Genomic DNA, 17,118 nt, shown 5'->3' with positions numbered 1-17,118 from the left:
CTGAAACCTCTACAAAATAATGGCTTTTTGGCTTTTATCCGTATTTATATATAGAAGCAAAATAAAAGGATGAAATACAGCCTGAAACCACACTAAAGATAAATCCAAATGAAACCCATTAAATTTTTAGCATCTGCCTGTAAATATTGCCGTCATTACCAGCCAGAGGGTCGCCGTGGCGGAATGTGCCAGCAGTTGGGAGCACCAGTTCAAGCAACTTGGAAGGCTTGCTCTTTGGCGCTTCCACCTTTTGCACCTTCTTGGGAAACCTTGGAAGATGCCTGGATTTTGCCAGATGCAGCCCCAGTTTTAACATCTTCTCAATCTCTAGCCTCAGATTTAGACAATGCTGCTCTTGCCCCTATAGAAGAAACAACTCCCTCTATCTGTGAACAGGTAAAGTCTAAAGCAGTGGTTATTTAGTCATCCATTATTACTGAACTGAGTTTGTAGTCTACTTAAAATAAGATTTTTTTTTAAAATTTTTAGTGCTGTAAAAGTTGACATCTGCAAAAATCGCACCCTTTAGTGAGGTGCGATTTTTGCAATTTTAAGGTAACCAAGGAAAAGAGCGAAAATCTGGTGGACGCTTTTCAAGAAAGGCTTGTCTGCCCTCAGACCCCTCTTCTGTCATGTAATAGAGTAGGGTGGCATTGCCAGCGAGTTCTTGTAAACCAGCTTGTCCGTCACAATCAGCATTGAAGGCGGCTTTGAGACAGCGAATTGCGATCGGACTTTTTTCTAAAATCTCCTGCGCCCATTGAACACCTTCGGCTTCTAGTTGTTCGACTGGGACGACGCAATTAATTAAGCCCATTTCTAGAGCTTGTTGTGCATCATATTGGCGGCAGAGAAACCAAATTTCTCTGGCTTTTTTTTGTCCGACGATGCGGGCGAGATAGCTGGCTCCAAAACCACCGTCGAAACTGCCGACTTTGGGGCCAGTCTGTCCGAAAATGGCGTTATCGGCAGCGATCGTCAGGTCACAAATCAAGTGTAGGACATGCCCACCACCGATCGCATATCCAGCCACTAGGGCAATCACCACTTTCGGCATGGAACGAATCAGGCGTTGTAAATCCAGCACATTCAAGCGGGGGATGCCAGTTTCGTCCACATAACCCCCATGTCCCCGCACACTTTGATCGCCACCAGAACAGAAAGCATATTTGCCATCAGTGTGTGGCCCATAGCCCGTAAATAAGACAACACCAATAGTAGTATCTTCACGAGCATCACAGAAAGCATCGTACAGTTCAAAGACTGTTTTGGGACGAAAAGCATTGCGTTTGTGGGGGCGGTTGATGGTGATTTTCGCAATGCCATCGTTTTTTTGATAGAGAATATCTTCGTAGGTTTTGGCAGTTTCCCAGTTAATTTGCATTGGTATGGAGTGCGCTGTTGTGCTTGAGAATTTTATCGCGGTCTTAGGGACAAGCGATACCTACGGTGGGCTACGCCGGAGCAAAAATTGGTGACTCAAGCCTTTACAATCTGGTAATTGTCTGGGTGCTGAGGAATAAAAATGCGACATGACACCATTTTCTAGAAATTATCGCCCAATCAGTCCTTGTTACGATCACCAGCTTTATTCTGCGAATGGAAATTTGAGTTGTATATCTGGGCGCTCTAGATTTAAGAAACTTAGTGGAGAGTCATTAGACATGTCTACAGCCCGAATTAGTGTAACACTGACACAAACAACAGAGAGATGCTGTGTTGCAAGGAATTAGCACGATTAAAGAAAAGTTACCATTTTTGGTTGATTTGAGTTCCGGCGATCGCAAAGCTTTACCGAAGATTGGAGATAAGAGTCGGGCGTTTGTAAGCATTGCATTAGAGGTGGGGGCGCAGAATCCAGAGTTTTTACCGCGATCGTTTGACTTGGAGGAGATGCGGAAGGACGTGCAGTTATTTGAGGCGTTGTATCCGGTGTTGCGATCGCTGACGCAGTTACAATTGGTGGATGATACAACTCTGGCGGTGGGTAGTGAAGCTTATGCAGCCGCGTTGCAGGTATATAATTACGCTAAAGCCAGTGGACAGGGCGCGGGTTTAGATGCAGTGGTTGTGGAAATGGAGCGACGATTTGCCCGTAAAGCTGGAAAGGCCAAGTCTGAAAAGGCAGCGTTGTAGAAAATAGCTCGGTAGTTGCACTTAAAAGGTGCAACATTGAAGTTCAGAACTTGGATGTTGGAGTTAAAAGCTCGGCGTTCCGAGTTCTGAGCTTCATTTTTTGAGCAAAAAGGTCGAAGTTCCGAGTTCAGAGGCTCAACGTTCGAGTAAAAAGGGCGAAATTCCGAGTTCAGAGGCTCAAAGTTTGAGTTCTAATCACTAAAAGTTAATAATCTAGAGAGTCAATTCAATGAACTAACATTCAGATTGTCATTTTGTAGTTGCATTTTGAGTAAAAGGTTAAGAAGCTAGTTGCAAAGCTAAAAATTGGAGTTGAAAAAGATGTAACTTATGTTCTTCCTATTTCTGTTGTAGTCCCAAACTTTGCAGTCAGAGACTTTAAGTTGATAATTCAGCACTTGTGGGTCGATAATAAGGAGGCTTTGACAATCAAAGTCGCTATGAAAATACAGGAAGCTGGCAAACAAAGCAAAGCCGAGACGTATTGTTTATCGAACGGAATTTAGAGTTTTTATGTCCGGGAGGGCGAATGGCGATTGTGCTTCCTCAAGGACGGTTTAATAATATCTCTGATGCTCATGTGCGTTCTTGGATTAGTGAGAGAGCCAGAATTTTAGCAGTAGTAGGGCTACACGTAAATACTTTTAAGCCGCATACTGGTACAAAAACCAGTGTTTTGTTCCTGCAAAAGTGGAACAATGATCCAAATTCTAAGCACTACTGTCCTCGACTCAAGGACTATCCTATATTTTTTGCCACCAGTGAAAACAGTGGTAAGGATAACTCTGGTGAATATGTTTACAAGCCGGGGGTGGACGGGAAGCCTATGATTGATGATTATGGACACATGATTATCGATCACGATTTAGATGAAATTGCCAGTGCATTTGTAGACTTTGCCAAGAAACAAAAGTTTTCGTTTTGGCGGGATGGTTAAGCAATGAGTGATTTACAAACCCAGTTACCCACAGATACATGGATTTACACCTCTTGGGAAGAGTATGAGCAGATAGTTACCAACTTGCTCGACGAGAAGGGAAAGAGTTACTACTACAAAGGATATATGAGGCTGGAGATGCCACCAGTTAGTTTTGATCATGGTCAAGACCATGTTGTAATTATTTTTGCAGTGACTCTATTTGCAACACTTAAAGGGATTCAGGCAAGAGGTTTAGACACCACTACCTTTCGTAAAACTGGTGTTCAGGATTGTCAGCCCGATGTAGCGTATTACCTCAGAGAACGCGCCCAAGTCATCCCAGCAGGTACAGGAATTGTCAAACTTGATCGGTATCCTGCACCGGATTTGGTGATTGAAATTGCTAAAACATCTCTGTTGGATGACTTGGGTACAAAGCGATCGCTCTATGAAGAGTTGGGCGTTGCTGAATACTGGGTAGTGGATGTGAAAAATGCCCAAATCATCGCCTATGCGATCGCAGATCAAGGTAGTAAACGTATTCAAGAATCACAGGTATTGCCTGGGCTGGCGATCGCTATTTTAGAAGAAGCTTTACGCCAAAGTCGTGAAATGAGTCAATCTGAAGTTGGAACTTGGTTATTGAGCCAGTTTCAGCAAAAGGAGGATTGACCATTGGCAGTTTGGAGTATTGTTAATTTTTCTCAAATTCCTTTTGACTGGCGATTAGATGCAGAATATTTCAAGCCAGAATATCTCAAACTTGATAATTTACTCTCAAATGTAAATGTCGAACTCTGGGGGAATTTAAAAGGCAAATTTATTACAGGGCCTTTCGGTTCTGCTTTTACAGTTGAAAATTATGTAGAACACTCACCTTATCGATATGTACGAGGCAAGGATGTTAAACCATTTTTTCTCTTAGATCAGGATAATGCTTACATTCCCAAAAGTGCATTTCAAGGCTTGAAGAAGTATAGTTTATTTCCAGAAGATTTACTTGTTTCAGTTGTCGGCACTTTAGGTAATGTGGCAATTGTTGATGAAGATGTAGGTCAGGCTATTTATAGTTGTAAAAGTACAGTTTACAGGTCAAAGTCAATCGACCCATATTATTTATGTACATACCTCAATAGTAATATAGGGCAAGCCTACCTCCAGAGAAAGTCCAGAGGTGCTATCCAAGCAGGTTTAAACTTAGATGACCTCTATACTATCCCTATATATATTCCCGAATTTGAGCAACAAAGAGAGATTAGGAAATTAGTTATAACTAGTTGGGAAAAACTAAAAATTTCTAAAACTCTCTATGCTGAAGCCGAGACTCTATTACTGCACGAACTTGGACTAAATAACCTCGACCTGTCTACACAGAAAAGCTATGTAGCAAATTTTAGTGAGACTGTAGAGAGCGATCGCTTTGATGCAGAGTATTTTCACCCAGAAAAGCGCCATATCTTGGAACAACAGTTGATTCGATGCACTGTGCTACTGCGATTTTAGACGTAGTAAAAGTAATAGATCATTGCTGGTCTAGTACTTCAACAAGTATGTTTGTTGACAGAATTAAATGTGCCTTACGAATTGTTTACCTTTATTCTTCTGAGGGGGATGTTTCTAAAAGAGAGCCATTTGAAGAGAGAATGCGGAGAAAGCGTTGGCGTACTCAGACTGAAACTGTTCGGGCTCAGGGAAGACAGATACAACCTGGTCTTCGAGACTACTGGTATATTGCTATTCGGATGCAAACTCCTTTGGTTGATGAATGCTTGAATGATATAGGAGTTTCATAAAATTTTAAAGTATCATTGTTCTCCAATGCCCATCACTTAACCTCAAACCCTCAAGTTTCACTTTCATAACTCGAAAGTTGCACTTCATAACTCGACATTCCGACCTCAGAACTCGAACATCCGAGCAAAAAGCCTGAAACTTCCCCTTCTGAACTCGAACGTTGCACCTCATAACTCGAACATCCGAGCAAAAACCCTGAAACTAAAGGAAATCCTTGAGCTAAAGTTGATAAATTAGATTCCGCAGACAGTGTTTGCGAAATTTCAGTGTCTAAATTAGATTTGCCAGACGGTGCCTGGGCAATTTGCCATTCTAGATAAAAACGCCGCATCTGTTCTAGATTCGTTTTTGAAAAACCCTTATCGAATAACTCTTCTCAAGATATTTTATGCAGAGAGGCAATTTTACTCGCATCTCTACAGCGTCTTTCCACGAGTTTTACTCAGCGTTCACAAATTCTAAATACCCACTGCTAAGTTCTTTCACCGCCAAATCATAAAGTTGCTTACCGTGTTCAGGCGTTGCTAAAGCCGGATTTGATCCCATACGTCCATCTGGATAACGCACTCGAAAGTCAGCAGCGCTATAAATCCGATGTCCGCTTGCAACTTCTGGTGAAAGATATGCTTGCTTAATCGCCTCTGGATAAACGTACTGTGTGAGGGCTACTTCACTTGGCGTTGCATGAGAACCTTCTTGATCCCCATATAATTCTTTAGCTAGCTTATATACAGAACCGCACATAAACCAGTTTGCCACTTGACATTGCACATGTTGAGCATTAGGAATCTGCAAATCTTCTAAATGCGCGTAAGTTTCGGAAAAAGCCGCTTTCAGGGTGGCGATATTCCCACCATGTCCGTTAATAAAGTAGAACTTGCTAAAACCAGCTTTGGCTAAACAAGTTACATAATCTCGCACTACTTGAATTAAAGTGCTGGGACGCAGACTGATTGAGCCAGGAAAAGCAGTATGGTGCAGTGCCATGCCCACATTGATTGTAGGGCCAACGATCGCTTGGGTTGCATCACCTACACCAGCTGCGATCGCTTCTGCACAAATGGCATCAGTACCAATTAACCCCGTTGGCCCATGTTGTTCTGTGGAACCAATAGGGAAAATAATCCCCTTTGACTGCTGTAAATAAGCTTCGACTTCTTGCCAAGTACTTAAATGCAGTAACATTTTTGATGATTTTCCTCTATAAAATGGCGGTGGGACGAAACCTTTTTCTGCTAAACAGCATCTTCTGTAACTAAACTCCCACTAACATGATTATGAACTCTCTAGATTTTCTGTGGTGGCGATCGCACAAGATCCCCGACAACTTTTACGAAGTCGGGGATCTATTTCTGCCATCACTTTTGTCTATTCACTAATCAAAGTAATAATGCTTCTTTACGTCCTTTGTAATTTCCCATGTGCAGGACATGCCAGCAGGAAAAGTCACCAAATCGCCTTTACCCATTTGCACTGGCTGTCCACCATCAGGAGTAACAAATACGTCACCTTTCAAAAAGTAGCAAGTTTCTTGAGAATCATAAGCCCAAGGGAATTTTGAGACTTCCTTTTCCCAAATTCCCCATTTATAGACACTCAATTCATTGAGACGTTCTTCACTGGGTTGATGCTCAATTTTAATTTCCATATTGTGTTTTCTCTAGTTATGTTCAGCAATAGGATTGAATATCCTCTCCACACTGATCTACTAGATAACACAAAGCGCGAAAACGCAAGTAGACAAGTTCGTTATAAAGGGGATTGAGTTTGCACATTGGCGGAATGTGACCTATTCTGCGACCAAAAAGCATGATATCACGCTCGAATGGACACTGAGCGGGAATCAGTTTAGCAATAAATTTGGCTAATTTCCGATTCTGAATCTCAATTTTGTCGAGCCATTGACGTAATGGTTGCAGTAAATCTAATTTAGGTTGAGCAAATTGCTTTTTACTACCTTTTTGATTCTTTTCTTCTAAAGGGTGAATAAAAGCAGGCAGAAAAATACGCCGATTTTTTGTTTTAAGCATAGTTGTAGGCAAGGTTTTCCTTGTGTAGATGAACTATTTGCCAATTAGAAATATTACCATGTAATCTGTCTGACCCATTTGCATTGTGCTTGTAAATTCAGAAGCAAAGTAAGCAGAATACAAATAATTTACATGGATCTTTGGGGGGAGAAATTGTTTAACTAATTGTTATTTAAACCCACCAAATGATGAAGAACTGTCCCGTTAAATACAAAATAACAAAGAAAATATAAAAATTGCATTTCTTTCACTTATGGATTTCTAATCTTAAAGATACAAATCTTATATATTATATATAAATGCCTGGTTTTGAAACTGCCTAGTATCTAAAGATGTAGTTTATGGCACAATACGCTTGGGTTAAGAAGAATAGTAGGTTGGGGAGCCACTGCGCCCTTGCGCTCTGCCGACTTGTTCGCGTAGCGTCTCCCCAGGGAGAAGCATGTGGCGTTTGAGGAACGTAGCTTGCTTCTTTGCAGGGTAACCCAACATTATCAAGGCTTTGTTGGGTTTCGTTCCTCAAACCAATCTACACCAGTTTTATTTTTTAGCTTTAATCCAAGCGTATTGGTTTATGCCAGACAAACACAGTTTTGTTGTTACCCCATATACATTTCGCTAGGATTAACCCCTAATATTTCTCCATTTTAGGGTATTGAATATCCATAACTTTGTCTAATCTACTACATAAGCTAACCTAAATATTATCTAATAAGCGGCTCTGAACTTACCGCAACCCACTAGCTTACCCCTTAGTTGTCGTAGCTTTCCGGGGTCAATCAGGGTTTGTGTGAAATGGTACAAGTACCCAATACCCAGTAAGCTGAAAAACATCTAAATTGCATAACCTAATTAAACCTAACTCTTGTGGGGTGGGCCGGAAAGCCCGCCCTAATGGGAGCAAGTTAAATGTGGAACAGCTTACCTTTGAAGATCGCAATATTTGACTGGTGAAATCTACAGGTGCAGTTAGCTAACTGTTCTTTTAGCAGAAGTGCTATATTGGCACTTGACCCTACCGAGTACAAACTATGCATAAGCCCACAGGACAGCGAACTCCAGGTGTTGTACTCAGTACTAGAGGACAGTCAGGGGAAGCAGGGAGAGTGGGCAGATGAACAAAAATACTGGGCAAGGTAGTGTTTTTTCGCTGTTTAAAGGCGTACCCCTAAGTTGCATCCTGGTAGCATTGTTCCTGCTACAAATCTTCCTAGCTGTGGGATTGACTGGATATTTATCAATCAGCAACGGGCAAAAAGCAGTCAATGAGGTAGCTAGCGAATTGCGTCGTGAAGTTGCCAATCGAGTCGAGCAGAATTTACAAACTTATCTGTCAACCCCGCGTCAGGTACTACGCAGTAATCAAAATATCATTGAGATGGGGTTGCTGAAGATAGAGAATCTTGCAACCTGGGAGCCATATTTAATCGAGCAGTTAAAGATTTTTCCAGATGCGTTGGCCTTAACGGCAAGCAATGAACAGCAAGAATACTTAGCGGTGGAGAAGCTCAACGATCGCCAATTTTTGCTCAGAAAAGCCTCTAAGTCAACTGGGTACGACCTCTACACCTACAGAATTGACCCTCAAGGTCAACCTACCCAACTACCAGAGGTAATCAAAAACTATAATGCGCGATCGCGCCCTGATTATCAAACAGCAGTTACCGCTAAAAAATTCAGCTTTAGTCAGATTTTTACACCCCTGACTGAACCAACACTCCTAATTAGTGCATCTCAACCCATCTATAATTCACAAGGTCAGTTACTCGGAGTCAACAGCACTCTCACTCACTTATCAGATATTGGGGACTTGCTGCAAAATATCAAAGTTGGCAAGTCTGGGCAAATTTTTATTATCGAGCGATCGGGGCTATTAGTAGCAAGTTCTACAACCGAAGAACCATTCCGCTTACAAAATGGTAAACCGATTAGGTTGGCAGCTTCCCAGAGCGGGAATTCTTTTACTCAAGCAGCCGCTAAATATTTAGCAACTAAATTTAGTAACTTTGACCAGATTCAAAGTTTACAGCAACTAGATTTCTCTTTTGAGGGCAAACGACAATTTTTAGAGGTTAGACCCTTCGAGGGCAAACCAAATGTCAATTGGTTGATTGTAGTCGCTGTCCCAGAAGCAGACTTTATGGGACAAATTGATCGCAACATTCAAACGACAATTTTTCTCTGTCTGGCAGCATTGGGACTAGCTACTATATTGGGGATCGTCACCGCTCGTTGGATAACTCAGTCAATTCTCTACTTCAGCACGGCGATAAAAGATTTAGCTGATTTTACCAATGGTAAAGATTCAGTGGTGAAAGTACAGGGCATTAAAGAACTAGAGGTGCTGCGCGGATCTTTCAACCAGATGGCGCAGCAATTAGGCAAAACCTTTACTGCACTGACTACCAAAAATCAAGAGTTAGAACTGCAAGTTAAGCAGCGAACTGAAGAATTACAGCAAGAGATTCAAGAACACATCAACAGTCAGGAAAAACTGAGCCAGCATAGTCGGGTACTGGCAGAACTGGCAAATCACAAAGCCGTTTTTGAAGGAAATCTGGAAACAGCATTCAAAGTCATCACCGAAAAAGCAGCGAATGCCTTAGAAGTAGAGCGAGTGGGTGTATGGTTATTTAATAGCGATGCCAGAGGCGGGCTGCACCAACGCACCAAACTACAATGTATAAATCTCTATGAACGTAGCAGCCAGAGACATTCGGCAGGTCTAGAACGCAACCTTGCAGATTATCCGATCTACTTTAAAGCTCTGGCGGCTGCCCATAGGATCACCGTCACCGACACTCGCACCGATCCCCGCGTACAAGAATTATGGAATGAACTACTAGAACCAAATAATATTGTATCCCTAATTGATAGCGACCTTTGGGTTGGGGGCGAAGTGGTGGGAACAGTATTGTATGAGCAGATTGGTATTAAGAGAACATGGGAACTTAGTGAGCAAAACTTCGTTAGCTCAATCGCGGAATTTGTCGCCCTGACTTTAGAAATATGCGATCGCAAACGGGCAGAATCCGCTCTGCGTGAGGCTAAAGAAGTTGCCGAAATCGCAAATCGTGCTAAAAGCACCTTTTTAAAAAACATCAGCTATGAACTGAAGACTCCATTAAACTCCATTCTTGAAATCACAGAGTCATTTCAAAATAAAGTGTACGGCTCTGTGAGTGAAGAACAGCACCAGTCCCTAAATATGCTCGAATCCAGTGGTAAGAACCTACTAGAATTGATTAACCAGATCCTTGACCTTACCGACATCGAATCCAGCAAAATAGAACTGCAACTAGCTACTACTTCAATTCGGGGATTATGTGACTCCAGCCTAAGTTTTGTTAACCATCTGGCGTTCCAGAAAAATATCCACCTGAGTCTACAAATACCTGAAGAACTCGAACCGATCCAAGTTGATGAACGCCGCATCCGTCAAGTATTTATCAACCTGTTGACTAATGCTATCAAGTTTACTAAAGAAGGAGGCAAAGTCTGGATGGAAGTCCAGCCAAATTCCACAAATAAATATATCTTTTTCAGCGTGGTAGATACGGGTATTGGTATGCTTTCCGATGACCTTTTCAAATTATTTCAACCTTTTATGCAGGTTGAAAATTCCTCCACCCATCGTTCCACGGGCACTGGTTTAGGATTAGTGATGGTGCAAAGAATTGTAGAGTTGCACGGTGGTACTGTCCATGCCGAAAGTCAGTTAGGGAAAGGCAGCCGATTTACAGTCAAACTTCCTTGGAAAAAAGTTGGGGAGTGGGGAGTGGGGAGTGGGGAGTGGGGAGTGGGGAGTTAGAATTAATTATTACAGCAGTTTTCATGTTTGGTGAAACAATATAGCCCTACTTAATCATTCGTGAACAACGAGATCCTCGACTTCTCTAAGAAGTCGGGGATCTGAGTCTTGCGATTTGAACCAAATCAAATAGGATTGCTATAGCGTTTTTGCGAGAACGGCTATATACCAATACGCTTGGTGTTAAGGATTATTGGTGTAGATAATTGGTCTTTAAAGACGCAATAAATCGCGTCTCTACATCAGGATTTTGGGCTTATCTAAACTGTATTGGGCTATATACATCCTTTCCATATTTGGTATCACATCCAAAAATTAGCAGCAGAAATAAGATTCTGTTGCCAGTTTTTAAGCGCCTATAACTCTAAATTGTTATCTGGTTTTAGGCAAGTTTACTTGCTGCTGCAAACCGCTTGTTAATTTCATCCCAATTAACAACGTTCCACCAAGCATCTAAATAATCGGCGCGGCGATTCTGGTAATTGAGATAATAGGCATGTTCCCATACGTCATTACCCAAGATGGGATATTTGCCTGCACTTAAGGGACTATCTTGGTTAGCTGTTGTTGCCACTTCCAACTTGCCACCTTTGTTACGCACTAGCCAAACCCAACCACTACCAAAACGACCCGCACCAGCTTCGTTAAACTTTTTTTTGAAAGCTGCAAAAGAGCCAAAATTTTGATTAATCGCCGAGGCTATACTTCCTGTTGGTTCTCCCCCACCTTTCGGCTTCATAATTTCCCAGAACATTGAGTGGTTGACATGACCACCGCCATTATTGCGTACTGCTCTGCGAATATCTTGTGGTACTTTGTCAAGTTTTTGCAACAGTTCTTCAACAGTTTTCCCTTTGAGTTCTGGGTGTTTGTTCAAGGCCGCATTCAGGTTTTTCACATAAGTTGCATGGTGTTTATCATGGTGAAACTGCATCGTTTTAGCATCGATGTGTGGTTCCAGTGCTTCGTAGGCGTAAGCTAAAGGCGGTAGCTGGATAGGGCCTGTTGTATTTAGTGCTGTATTTGTTGTTGGATTTGGTGTTGTATTTAGTGCTGTATTTGTTGTTGGATTTGGTGTTGCAGTGTTTTTTTCAGGAGATTTCTCAGCCAATGCACAAGCATCTAATGCAAAAGCACCCGCACCTGCTGTGAGTAAAAACAATAAATGGCGTCGATTAATAGTCATATAAGTTTTTGCAGCGAATCCATTAAGTATCTATTGCAGTTTTTATTTTCTTAGATTTTGGCTACAAAAAATTGGAAATTGGCGATTATTTCTAGCAGTTTAAAACTACAGTCACTCAACAGGTAAGATTCTGTCCCCAGTTTTGGGATCAAACACAAACAAATGATTTAAATCGAGTTGTAGAGAAAGGCGATCGCCTGGACGCAAACGCACATCCCCACTTACCTGAATATTCAACACCACCGCCGAACCAGGTAAACTAGCACGAATCAAAGTTTCCCTTCCCAAAGGTTCCACCAGTTTAACTTCAACCGATAACAGTCCTGAGTTTTGAGTACTGTTAGCGGTAGTAGGGTGTTCAGGCCGTTCTGAGTCAGTATTGATTTTTATATGCTCTGGACGAATCCCCAAATTAAAACTGTGTCCCTGACGCAACTGGAATTTTTCTTTCACAACTGCTGGAATTGTTAATAACTGTCCACTCACATCAAAACCGTTACTTTCATAGATTGCAGGCAAAATATTCATTGGTGGACTGCCTAAAAAAGTTGCCACCATCTGATTAGCAGGACTTGCATAAATAGTTTGGGGATCGCCGATTTGTTGAATCCGCCCGCGATTTAGCACGACAATTTTATCAGCCAAAGTCATCGCTTCAACTTGATCGTGGGTGACGTAAATAGTTGTAATGCCTAATTCTTGATGTAACTGTTTCAATTCTGCCCTTGTATCATCGCGCAATTGGGCATCTAAATTAGATAAAGGTTCATCAAGTAAAAACACTTGTGGTTCACGAGCGATCGCTCTCCCTAATGCTACCCGTTGTTGCTGTCCCCCAGAAAGTTGTTTGGGTTTGCGATCCAGTAAGTGATCCAGAGAAAGCGATCGCGCCACATTCATCACCCGTTCTTGAATGATTTTCCGGTCAACCTGACGCATTTGCAAGCCAAAGCCGATGTTTTGCGCCACACTCATATGAGGATAGAGAGCGTAGTTTTGGAACACCATCGCTACATCCCGTTGTCTGGCTGGGATATTGTTCACCAAGCGATCGCCAATAAATAGTTTACCAGATGTAGCAGTTTCTAAACCCGCGATCGTTCGCAAAATTGTAGACTTACCACAACCCGATGGGCCAACTAAAACCCAAAACTCACCATCAGGAATTTCAAAGGTAATATCCTCAATAGCGGTGACATTGTTAAATCTACGCTTAATATCTTCGAGACGAACGTTTGCCATTATCTGATTTGAGATTGTGCATTTGGGATTAGTGGAAAACTTCCCAACTCTATTATTCCAGCAATGCTATAAACTCTTCTCTTGTAAGTTCAACATCGCGTAGTAATCCTTTACCTATAGTTTTAACAGCATGAACAGGAATAGTTACTAACCGCCGATCCTCATGTTGCATTTGTACATGAGAGCCTTTTTGACGCACCGCCTGAAAACCTATTTTTTCAAGAGTGTTAATAACTGTTTTACCTGTTAAAACTGGTAATTTTGGCATTACTGGTAATTTTGGCATTAAATTACTACCTTTTGAAAACCTATAAATTCTTATTTCTTCATCATTTTTTGTTTCTAAACAAAGTTCAATTACTTCTTTGATATTAGCCATCAACTCATCAATTGTTTCTCCCTAACTGTAACAGGCTTTTAGCTGAGGGACTTCTCCGACATAGTAGCCATATTCATCTCGTTCAATGATCGCGTAGAATTCTCGGTTGGTGGGATTGATCATAATCTATTTGTACGTAGGCTCAAAATCATTTTTCTGGATTCTTCGACCAAGCTGGGTGAGAGAGTAGAGAAGCAAAGACTCGTACCCCCCGAAGTTGATTAGAGAGGGGTAAGTGACCTCTAGGCGCACTCAAATCCCAGGTAAACTCGTTAGGGTATCGCGTCCAGATGTTACCTGCTTTCCAGCCAATTTTCGGCCAGAAATTCTCCCAATTTTTACCCAAACTTAACCAGATTTCTCGCTGTACTGAAAAGCCAAATTTACCTTCGGAGTGGACTAACCAGAGGTTGTTAATGGTTTGCAAGTCAACAGCTGACACATTTTCTACCTCACTAAAATACAACCATTTTCGTTGTACAGCCGTTGTCCCTGATAGTTCACACATTTTTTCTATGGTGACGCGATCCGCTGCTTGGAAGTCTTGAACAGCTAGTAGCTGTTGCAAAGAATTGTAGTTAATCCCGCACTCTGATTTTAGAGGTACAATTCCCTCAGGAAAACAGGAGCGCAGAAATTCTTTGGCTTGAGGTGCATCAGAGTTATAAAGGACTTGGTAAGCTTTGCCATCAACCCAAGTCGCTGGGTTCTCACGTCGTTTGAGTAAAAATTCCATCAACACGTCTAATCCCTCATTACCCAACTCAGCTAACTGTAGGATTATCTGTTGTTGGACTTTTTCAGACCCAGCGATTAACGGTCGTCGGAGGGAGTCGATGTCATTTGCAGGGCCTGATAAAATCATTGGGTCTGTCATGCCATTCTTGTTTTAGCGGTCAGTGAAAGAGCGGTAAGCTATTAGGCTTCTCCAAGGTGAAGCACTGATAGCGAAAAGTAGTTTACTATTTTTGATCGTACAAAATTGCGATCGCTTCACTGAATCCCACACTTAATCCCCAAATAAGGTACAAGGGGAATAGGGGGAAAATCTGCGCCTTATGGCTTGGTGAACAAAAGACACAGCAAAATATACAAGCCTGCCACATAAGGTTTTTTTGAATAGCAGCGTATCGATTAGGAGTGTGTGAACTATGTACGAAAAGATTACCCCCCCCGCAGCCGGAGCAAAAATCACCTTCAAAAATGGTGAACCAATCGTACCGGACAATCCAATTATCCCCTTTATTCGTGGCGATGGCACAGGTATAGATATCTGGCCTGCTACCCAAAAAGTGCTAGATGCTGCGGTAGCCAAAGCATATAAGGGTCAGCGTCAAATTAGCTGGTTCAAGGTTTACGCTGGGGACGAAGCTTGTGATTTATACGGTACTTACCAGTATTTACCTCAAGACACTCTCACGGCAATTGAAGAATATGGTGTAGCTATTAAAGGGCCTTTGACTACGCCCATTGGGGGGGGAATTCGTTCTTTAAATGTAGCCTTACGGCAAATTTTTGACTTGTATGCCTGCGTGCGTCCTTGCCGTTACTATGCAGGTACGCCCTCACCCCACAAAAATCCCGAAAAGCTGGATGTAATTGTTTATCGGGAGAATACAGAAGATATTTATTTAGGCATTGAGTGGCGACAAGGTAGCGAAATCGGCGATCGCTTAATTAAATTTATCAACGAAGAACTGATCCCCGCCACCCCAGAACATGGGAAAAAACGCATTCCTCTTGATTCTGGTATTGGCATCAAACCGATCAGCAAAACTGGTTCCCAGCGGCTAGTCAGACGTGCGATCAAACACGCCTTGCTATTGCCCAAAAACAAGCAACAGGTGACTTTGGTGCATAAAGGCAACATTATGAAGTACACCGAGGGCGCTTTCCGCGATTGGGGTTATGAACTAGCAATCAGCGAATTTCGCCAAGAAACTGTTACTGAACAGGAATCTTGGATTTTAAGTAACAAGGAAAAAAATCCGAATATTTCCTTGGAAGAAAACGCCCGCCAGATTGAACCTGGGTTTGATAGTCTCACTCCAGACAAGAAAGCGCAAGTTGTCAAGGAAGTTGAAACTGTTCTTAACACAATTTGGGCAACCCACGGCGATGGCAAATGGAAAGAGAAAGTTTTGGTGAATGACCGGATTGCTGACAGCATTTTTCAACAAATCCAAACCAGACCGGACGAGTATTCGATTCTGGCAACGATGAACTTGAACGGCGATTACTTGTCTGATGCTGCCGCCGCCATTGTTGGGGGATTGGGAATGGGGCCAGGGGCAAATATTGGCGATGCTAGTGCCATATTTGAAGCCACCCACGGCACAGCACCCAAACACGCCGGTTTAGATCGGATTAATCCTGGTTCAGTGATTTTGTCTGGGGTGATGATGCTGGAGTTTCTGGGTTGGCAAGAAGCCGCAGACCTAGTTAAGAAAGGTTTAAGCGATGCGATCGCAAATAGTCAAGTCACCTACGATTTAGCAAGGTTGCTAGAACCACCTGTTGAACCCTTAAAATGTTCTGAATTTGCCGAGGCAATTATTCAGCATTTTGGTTAAGTTCATTAGGGCTAATTAGTCGAATAAAAAGACCTCTCCCTGGTTTTACATAGTAAAACCTGTCCCTCTCCGACTCGGAGAGGGAAAGACTTGAACTTTAGAGATAAAAGTATATTCGAGCTTGGAACGTGAAAATTTTTTAAGAAGTAGTTAGACACGAGTTGGTTTTGGGCTTACTAGATATAGCAGTTAGTCGTGGTGTAATCGTGAGTGATTAAAAAAAATCTCCAGAACAAGACAATCCCTCCGACAAGAAAATGATTGGCCAGGGTCTTCTGTTTATGTTCGTGCTGGTTCCGGCTATATTTGTTGTTTTTGGTTTTTTACTCAATGAGTTTGTGGCTAAAACGCCTCTGTTAAGGTCGTTTGGTGATGCTGCTGAAAAATCACAGCGATTAGCCTGCGAAACTAAAGCTTCTTCTGAAAACAAATCATCAGAGGATTGTTACAAGTAGCGATGAAAAACGATGCGCCTTTCTTGACACCCAACCCTCAAGATTTCAAGCTCCGTATTGTTTGGAGTATTGATGCATCGAGCAAAATGGTGGCCGAATTTTCAAGCTGTAAGTGGCTTCCTCGAATTGGTGAAACTTTGGTTTTACCAATAGATGAGACACGTAAGCCTAGCTCTTGGCGCAAATTTCAGGTGTTTGATGTTGTCTATGATTTTCAAAATCAGTCCACTAAGGTTTTGTGTAGCCCTATAAAAACCTCGACTCCACTCAATGCAAAAACACTAATCCAGAACCTCGAAGACAAGAAAGATAAATGGGATGTCTGGGAAAATGCGATCGCAGTAAGTGAGACAACAGAGAAATCTGAGGCTTTAGAGCCTCAGACTCGCCTAGCACACGAACTTTCTCACATGGATCAGGAAGATGTAGATGAGGAACTAGAAAGGCTGAGAAGAAAAGTTCTGGATTAGTTTAAGACAGGGAGAAGTTCACTTCTAGTAGTTCGTCAAGCTAATTTTGATTCAAGGTTTGTAGTAAGCACTTTAGTGCTTAGAAGATCAAGGACTAAAGTCCTTACTACAAACTTATTTACC

The 17,118-nt window shown here is 42.1% G+C and carries 17 protein-coding genes and 2 pseudogenes; 9 read left to right on the top strand and 10 right to left on the bottom strand.

The window, feature by feature from the left end:
* Positions 1–108 precede the first annotated feature (108 nt).
* Complete coding sequence (locus tag HWQ23_RS24335; protein ID WP_292833955.1) at positions 109–423, top strand: hypothetical protein; 315 nt, start codon at positions 109–111, stop codon at positions 421–423.
* Positions 424–550: 127 nt separating this feature from the next.
* Here HWQ23_RS24335 and menB read toward each other — a convergent pair whose 3' ends face one another.
* The gene (menB, locus tag HWQ23_RS24330; protein ID WP_292833952.1) at positions 551–1,384 is read right to left on the bottom strand and encodes a 1,4-dihydroxy-2-naphthoyl-CoA synthase; all 834 of its coding nucleotides are present in this window, start codon (positions 1,382–1,384) and stop codon (positions 551–553) included.
* 332 nt (positions 1,385–1,716) lie between these two features.
* On the opposite strand from menB, the gene HWQ23_RS24325 reads away from it, so the two are divergent.
* The 4 genes and pseudogenes from HWQ23_RS24325 to HWQ23_RS24310 all read left to right on the top strand — a co-directional run bounded on the left by HWQ23_RS24325 (position 1,717) and on the right by HWQ23_RS24310 (position 4,558).
* Positions 1,717–2,136: a hypothetical protein gene (locus HWQ23_RS24325; protein ID WP_375466619.1), complete on the top strand. Its 420-nt coding sequence runs from the start codon at positions 1,717–1,719 to the stop codon at positions 2,134–2,136.
* 439 nt (positions 2,137–2,575) lie between these two features.
* A pseudogene (locus HWQ23_RS24320) lies at positions 2,576–3,073 on the top strand (N-6 DNA methylase); the annotation flags it as partial.
* A 3-nt stretch (positions 3,074–3,076) separates the two neighbouring features.
* On the top strand, positions 3,077–3,727 hold the full coding sequence (locus HWQ23_RS24315) for a Uma2 family endonuclease (RefSeq protein WP_292833949.1): 651 nt from the start codon (positions 3,077–3,079) through the stop codon (positions 3,725–3,727).
* A gap of 3 nt (positions 3,728–3,730) precedes the next feature.
* The gene (locus HWQ23_RS24310; RefSeq protein ID WP_292833946.1) at positions 3,731–4,558 is read left to right on the top strand and encodes a restriction endonuclease subunit S; all 828 of its coding nucleotides are present in this window, start codon (positions 3,731–3,733) and stop codon (positions 4,556–4,558) included.
* Positions 4,559–4,898: 340 nt separating this feature from the next.
* On the opposite strand, the gene HWQ23_RS24305 is transcribed toward HWQ23_RS24310, so the two are convergent.
* From HWQ23_RS24305 to HWQ23_RS24290, 4 genes are all read right to left on the bottom strand, one after another.
* Positions 4,899–5,180, bottom strand: coding sequence for a hypothetical protein (locus HWQ23_RS24305; RefSeq protein ID WP_292833943.1), 282 nt, complete (start codon positions 5,178–5,180; stop codon positions 4,899–4,901).
* A gap of 107 nt (positions 5,181–5,287) precedes the next feature.
* Positions 5,288–6,034, bottom strand: a complete 747-nt coding sequence (locus tag HWQ23_RS24300) for a creatininase family protein (protein WP_292833940.1) — start codon at positions 6,032–6,034, stop codon at positions 5,288–5,290.
* A gap of 190 nt (positions 6,035–6,224) precedes the next feature.
* The gene (locus HWQ23_RS24295; protein ID WP_292833937.1) at positions 6,225–6,497 is read right to left on the bottom strand and encodes a cupin domain-containing protein; all 273 of its coding nucleotides are present in this window, start codon (positions 6,495–6,497) and stop codon (positions 6,225–6,227) included.
* Positions 6,498–6,519: 22 nt separating this feature from the next.
* Positions 6,520–6,879 carry a Mo-dependent nitrogenase C-terminal domain-containing protein gene (locus tag HWQ23_RS24290; RefSeq protein ID WP_292833934.1) on the bottom strand — a complete coding sequence of 120 codons (360 nt, stop codon included), beginning with the start codon at positions 6,877–6,879 and terminating at the stop codon, positions 6,520–6,522.
* Between the two features lie 1,114 nt (positions 6,880–7,993).
* Between HWQ23_RS24290 and HWQ23_RS24285 the strand changes: the two genes are divergently transcribed.
* Positions 7,994–10,690, top strand: a complete 2,697-nt coding sequence (locus HWQ23_RS24285; protein ID WP_292833931.1) for an ATP-binding protein — start codon at positions 7,994–7,996, stop codon at positions 10,688–10,690.
* 382 nt (positions 10,691–11,072) lie between these two features.
* Here the strand turns inward: HWQ23_RS24285 and HWQ23_RS24280 are convergent, their stop codons facing one another.
* The 5 genes and pseudogenes from HWQ23_RS24280 to HWQ23_RS24265 form a co-directional block, all read right to left on the bottom strand.
* Positions 11,073–11,876, bottom strand: a complete 804-nt coding sequence (locus HWQ23_RS24280) for a superoxide dismutase (protein WP_292833928.1) — start codon at positions 11,874–11,876, stop codon at positions 11,073–11,075.
* Positions 11,877–11,987: 111 nt separating this feature from the next.
* Entirely contained in the window at positions 11,988–13,118 is a 1,131-nt protein-coding gene (locus HWQ23_RS24275; protein ID WP_292833925.1) for an ABC transporter ATP-binding protein, read from the bottom strand.
* Between the two features lie 52 nt (positions 13,119–13,170).
* Entirely contained in the window at positions 13,171–13,386 is a 216-nt protein-coding gene (locus HWQ23_RS24270; RefSeq protein WP_375466620.1) for a type II toxin-antitoxin system HicA family toxin, read from the bottom strand.
* A 17-nt stretch (positions 13,387–13,403) separates the two neighbouring features.
* Positions 13,404–13,620, bottom strand: a pseudogene (locus HWQ23_RS33725) (type II toxin-antitoxin system HicB family antitoxin).
* Positions 13,621–13,645: 25 nt separating this feature from the next.
* Positions 13,646–14,374: a GUN4 domain-containing protein gene (locus HWQ23_RS24265; protein WP_292833919.1), complete on the bottom strand. Its 729-nt coding sequence runs from the start codon at positions 14,372–14,374 to the stop codon at positions 13,646–13,648.
* Positions 14,375–14,648: 274 nt separating this feature from the next.
* On the opposite strand from HWQ23_RS24265, the gene HWQ23_RS24260 reads away from it, so the two are divergent.
* The 3 genes from HWQ23_RS24260 to HWQ23_RS24250 all read left to right on the top strand — a co-directional run bounded on the left by HWQ23_RS24260 (position 14,649) and on the right by HWQ23_RS24250 (position 16,995).
* On the top strand, positions 14,649–16,070 hold the full coding sequence (locus tag HWQ23_RS24260; protein ID WP_292833916.1) for an NADP-dependent isocitrate dehydrogenase: 1,422 nt from the start codon (positions 14,649–14,651) through the stop codon (positions 16,068–16,070).
* 257 nt (positions 16,071–16,327) lie between these two features.
* Positions 16,328–16,525, top strand: a complete 198-nt coding sequence (locus HWQ23_RS24255) for a hypothetical protein (protein WP_292833912.1) — start codon at positions 16,328–16,330, stop codon at positions 16,523–16,525.
* Positions 16,526–16,527: 2 nt separating this feature from the next.
* Positions 16,528–16,995 (top strand): hypothetical protein, encoded by a 468-nt coding sequence (locus tag HWQ23_RS24250; RefSeq protein ID WP_292833909.1) that lies wholly within the window; start codon positions 16,528–16,530, stop codon positions 16,993–16,995.
* The last annotated feature ends 123 nt before the right edge of the window (positions 16,996–17,118 follow it).

This window comes from Nostoc sp. JL33, assembly GCF_017114985.1.
In the GTDB taxonomy this organism is placed as follows: Bacteria; Cyanobacteriota; Cyanobacteriia; order Cyanobacteriales; family Nostocaceae; genus Nostoc.
The sequence above is the reverse complement of the archived record's forward strand: the minus strand, read 5'-3'. Positions and strand labels throughout refer to the sequence as shown.

Bases quoted from the DNA above. Each gene is read 5' to 3' on its own strand.
- HWQ23_RS24335 (WP_292833955.1), top strand. From the start codon at position 109: ATGAAACCCATTAAATTTTTAGCATCTGCCTGTAAATATTGCCGTCAT.
- menB (WP_292833952.1), bottom strand. From the start codon at position 1,384: ATGCAAATTAACTGGGAAACTGCCAAAACCTACGAAGATATTCTCTAT.
- HWQ23_RS24315 (WP_292833949.1), top strand. From the start codon at position 3,077: ATGAGTGATTTACAAACCCAGTTACCCACAGATACATGGATTTACACC.
- HWQ23_RS24305 (WP_292833943.1), bottom strand. From the start codon at position 5,180: ATGCGGCGTTTTTATCTAGAATGGCAAATTGCCCAGGCACCGTCTGGC.
- HWQ23_RS24300 (WP_292833940.1), bottom strand. From the start codon at position 6,034: ATGTTACTGCATTTAAGTACTTGGCAAGAAGTCGAAGCTTATTTACAG.
- HWQ23_RS24295 (WP_292833937.1), bottom strand. From the start codon at position 6,497: ATGGAAATTAAAATTGAGCATCAACCCAGTGAAGAACGTCTCAATGAA.
- HWQ23_RS24290 (WP_292833934.1), bottom strand. From the start codon at position 6,879: ATGCTTAAAACAAAAAATCGGCGTATTTTTCTGCCTGCTTTTATTCAC.
- HWQ23_RS24285 (WP_292833931.1), top strand. From the start codon at position 7,994: ATGAACAAAAATACTGGGCAAGGTAGTGTTTTTTCGCTGTTTAAAGGC.
- HWQ23_RS24280 (WP_292833928.1), bottom strand. From the start codon at position 11,876: ATGACTATTAATCGACGCCATTTATTGTTTTTACTCACAGCAGGTGCG.
- HWQ23_RS24275 (WP_292833925.1), bottom strand. From the start codon at position 13,118: ATGGCAAACGTTCGTCTCGAAGATATTAAGCGTAGATTTAACAATGTC.
- HWQ23_RS24270 (WP_375466620.1), bottom strand. From the start codon at position 13,386: ATGCCAAAATTACCAGTTTTAACAGGTAAAACAGTTATTAACACTCTT.
- HWQ23_RS24265 (WP_292833919.1), bottom strand. From the start codon at position 14,374: ATGACAGACCCAATGATTTTATCAGGCCCTGCAAATGACATCGACTCC.
- HWQ23_RS24260 (WP_292833916.1), top strand. From the start codon at position 14,649: ATGTACGAAAAGATTACCCCCCCCGCAGCCGGAGCAAAAATCACCTTC.
- HWQ23_RS24255 (WP_292833912.1), top strand. From the start codon at position 16,328: ATGATTGGCCAGGGTCTTCTGTTTATGTTCGTGCTGGTTCCGGCTATA.
- HWQ23_RS24250 (WP_292833909.1), top strand. From the start codon at position 16,528: ATGAAAAACGATGCGCCTTTCTTGACACCCAACCCTCAAGATTTCAAG.